The 4,027-nt window shown below is 41.4% G+C and carries 2 protein-coding genes and 1 pseudogene; all 3 read right to left on the reverse strand.

Features of this window, described 5'->3' with window-relative positions:
• Positions 1 to 702 (reverse strand): annotated as a pseudogene (locus ACKPEB_RS04400) (hypothetical protein); the annotation flags it as partial.
• A gap of 671 nt (positions 703 to 1,373) precedes the next feature.
• Positions 1,374 to 1,610, reverse strand: coding sequence for a 50S ribosomal protein L28 (rpmB, locus tag ACKPEB_RS04405; protein ID WP_408963606.1), 237 nt, complete (start codon positions 1,608 to 1,610; stop codon positions 1,374 to 1,376).
• A 388-nt stretch (positions 1,611 to 1,998) separates the two neighbouring features.
• On the reverse strand, positions 1,999 to 3,978 hold the full coding sequence (htpG, locus tag ACKPEB_RS04410; protein ID WP_408963607.1) for a molecular chaperone HtpG: 1,980 nt from the start codon (positions 3,976 to 3,978) through the stop codon (positions 1,999 to 2,001).
• Between the last annotated feature and the right edge of the window lie 49 nt (positions 3,979 to 4,027).

Here is a 4,027-nt window from a genome sequence, read left to right on the forward strand (position 1 = left end):
AGATGTTGCTGTGTAGGGTGGAGTTCTAGCATCTAAAGGATTTCTAGCGGTGTTTGTATTGATAGGATTTCGGAAATATATTCCGTAAATTGTCCAAGTGTCAAATTTACCATTATTATCAGTATCAACCGGAAACTTCCAGGCGGTTGCAATTGTTGTCCGGTTTTCTAAGGGTGTATTATCATTTTCGTTCACATTAATAGTACCGTTAGCAGCATATCTAACTTGAAGTTGGGTTTCATCTGCTAAGTTATAACTACTTTCTTTTAAAGCTCGATAAAGTTCAGTATCGGAGGGAGTAGCAAGGGTGCGAGGCTTCTCCCTAGGGGATAATAAATGTTGAATTTTTGCTTTAGCTCGGTCTAAAGCGGGTGTTGCTGCTTGTAGAACCGCTTCATCCACTCGCCGATATTGTGCCATTTTAGACCGATCCATTGATCGCAACATAATCGTTACGCTCAATAGCACCACCACTAATAACACCATTGTCACCGTTGGTAACACAAACCCAGCCCGACCATATCGATCTTGACGGTTGAGCTTCATCCAAACTCGCAAAAGCGATCGCATCATTCCCCGTCTCATCCGTTTAAAGGCGATCCGGATCGCACGCAGGAAAGACAGAATCAGATGATAAACCATAAGAAATCCATGAAATCGGCGAAATTTGGGGTCGAATTGGTGATGGTGATGTTGTGACATAGATGCCTACCTAACCTTTTGTTGGAATGGTTGTGCTGGCTAAGAAAGATTTTTAAAATTTCATTTTTATCTGTTGCAGTAGGGGTATTTAGCCCCAAACTGAAATGCAAGAAAAAATATAAACTGATTAAATTTTATTAAGACGGAAAAACTCCCTCTCTTCAGTTGTAGCATTCCTGCTTCCAGAATAGTCCTCGTAGAAATACGGGTTTTTTCTAGTTCAGTTCTGCACGTTCTATGGATGCTTACCCTTTAATTGAATAACCCTTTGAACTTGATTTCGGGTTATGAATCTGACTGATTTGTTGTGTTTGCTATCACACTCCCCAACTTAAGAGTAAGTCGATAGGGACTTTCCTCTTTTGTTTAGAATTCCCCAATTTATTTCAAAAGTGATCGGCCTATCTCTAAAGTCTATTTCTTGGAGGTTGTAGACTCTGAGATGGTTCAGAGTATAATCCTAAACCCCGCGTAGAGACGCGCCAAAAGCCTTACGGCAATAGCCTGACGGCATGAACTGGCTCCGCTAAGGCGCGTCTCTACAGGGAACGGATGGGTAGCAAACATTTAAAGATTTTATATTAGGGTAATTTATGGGTTTGCATAAAAAATAGCCCCCCTATCATTATTGCAGGGGGGGTTGAGGAAATCAGGGCTAGTGTTCGCCTCATTTAGAACTTGTTTAAATCAATTCCAGCTTCTTTCGCCATAGCTTGTAAGCCTTTGCGTTCAATGGTTTTAATGGCTTTAGTTGATAGTTTCAATCTAACCCAACGTTTGCCTTGGGGCCACCAAATCCGTTTCCATTGTAAATTCGCTTCTTGTAGCTTGTGGGTACGACGGTGGGAGTGAGACACAGACATTCCATTATTGGCTCTCTTCCCCGTTAACTGACAAATCCGAGACATGGTTAACTCCAGCTTAGTATGTTCTCAAAAATCCAAACCTTCATTATACAGAATTTTCGTCCCTATCAACTCGTCGGCTGAAAAGTCCTTTGATTTTACCTTGAGTTTGAGATCCCCCCTAGACCCCAGGGGGTTTTCATTTTCTCTCAAAAACCTCTGTGACCTAACCCCCCAGCCCCCTTCCCTGCAAGGGAATGGGGAGTAAGAGCGGGGTGAAATCTCTGATATAATTCTTATGAGGAATTCTTCCCCCCTCTCCTTGCAGGAGAGGGGGTTAGGGGGAGAGGTCATACAAATTTTGGGAGAAAATGAAACAGCCCTGGGGGGCTTTTTAAGAGGGATTTAGGGGGATCTATCCAAAGATGTAATCAGGGTTTTTACTGTCATCTTAATTGGAAGTTAACCGAGTTAACACTTGGTTAGAGCGTTCAACAAAGTCTTTCATTCCCTCTGCATCAAAGCCTTTTTGAGCAATTAAGGCTAAATCATAGACATGGTGACAAATCATTTTTGCTAATTCCGCCGATGGAGATTCACCGCCTTCTTGAATAATTGCTCCTTGACTTAAATTAACTAAATTTTGAATCAAGGGATGGGCGGTATTAATTAACAGAATATGCTCTTCGGGAAATTCTGCTTTTTGTTGTTGAATTAAGGCAGTCATATCCTGTAACCGTCGCATAAATTCTGGTAATAATACCATAGCAGGGGGTGTATCTTCCGATTTCAAAGATTCAGTCCGAATCGTTAATTTCGGTTTATTTAAGGCGGTGGTAAACAAATCTTTAATTTGTTCACTGCGGGTTTTATTGGTTTTAGGATCAACGATTTCGCTGTTGTTGTCCTTATCAATTAAATTATCATCGAGTTCTGCATCTACCCGTGAGAATTTAACGTCTGTATGTTCCCGTTCTAGGAAACTAATAAAATGACTATCAATAAAGGAATCAAAGAACAGAACTTCTAACCCTTGACTGGTGTGTAACTGCACATAAGTAGCTTGAGTGGTTTCATCAGTGCAATAAAACACACGATTTTCATGGCGTTGTTTATTCCGTTCTAAATATTCACTTAAAGTGGTGTAATAACGCCCTTTTTCATCGGTTTGATCAGGAGTTTTAGAAGATACATCTTGCCACACATCGCCTTCTTCGGTTTGCACCTGAACTTCAACGGCTTTTTCCTCAGAATTGGTTGTTTCTGGGGTGTAGGTTGTGCGGTAAATTAAAATGTCCTCAACTTGTTTTTTAAATTTATCATCGTTGAGGGAACCAAACTTAACAAAAGTGCCGATATCTTGCCAGCAGCGAATATATTCTTTGCGGTTATCTCGATATAATTCTTTGAGACGGTCTGCAACTTTCTTGGCAATATAATCGGCAATTTTGCGGACGGTTCGGTTGGTTTGGAGGGCACTTCTGGAAATATTTAAGGGAATATCGGTACTGTCAATAACTCCCCGTAATGGCATTAAGAATTTAGGGATAATATCTTCGCAGTGGTCACTGACAAAGACTTGATTACAGAATAGTTTAATATTGCCTTGGGTGACATCCACATCGGGTTTGAGTTTGGGAAAATAAAGAATCCCATTGACAATAAAGGGATAGTCGGTATTGAGATGTACCCAAAGTAAGGGTTCTTCTTGGAAGGGATAAAGATAGCGATAAAGTTCTAAATAATCTTCTTGAGTTAAATTATTGGGAGATTCCCGCCAAGGTGCTTTTTGACGGTTAATCGTTTCCCCGTCCAATTTAATCGGAACGGGCATAAAATCACAATAGGTTTTAATCAGTTGACGGATGCGGGACGTTTCCAGATATTCGGTTTCTTCATCCATCAAGGTCAGGGTAATAGTTGTTCCTCGTTGGATACGGGCGGAGTCTTCCAATTTAAAGATAGGAGACCCATCGCACGTCCAGTGAACCGCTTGGGCTCCGTCTTGGTAGGAAAGGGTGTCAATTTCCACTTGACGGGCGACCATGAAGGAGGAGTAGAATCCTAAGCCAAAATGACCGATGATGGATTGGTCAGAATTGGATTTATATTTTTCGATAAATTCTTCGGCGCTGGAAAAGGCGACTTGGTTAATATATTTTTTGACTTCCTCGGCGGTCATCCCGATGCCATTATCGGTCACAGAGAGGGTTTTATTGTCTTTATCGATGGTAATGGTGATTTCAGGTTCACCAATCTCCCCGGAATATTCCCCAGACCGAGACACCATTTTGAGTTTAGCGATGGCGTCAACGGCGTTGGAAACGAGTTCCCGCAGGAAGACTTCATGGTCTGTATAAAGGGATTTTTTGATAATGGGGAAGATATTCTCGGTATGAATTGTAATCGTTCCCTGTTCAAGTACGGTCATAGGTGAGGTTTAAGTCTGTATAGGATGGTTCTGTTATGATTGTGTGCGA

This window comes from Planktothrix sp. (assembly GCF_046067725.1).
Classification (GTDB): Bacteria; Cyanobacteriota; Cyanobacteriia; order Cyanobacteriales; family Microcoleaceae; genus Planktothrix.

Bases quoted from the DNA above. Each gene is read 5' to 3' on its own strand.
- rpmB (WP_408963606.1), bottom strand. From the start codon at position 1,610: ATGTCTCGGATTTGTCAGTTAACGGGGAAGAGAGCCAATAATGGAATG.
- htpG (WP_408963607.1), bottom strand. From the start codon at position 3,978: ATGACCGTACTTGAACAGGGAACGATTACAATTCATACCGAGAATATC.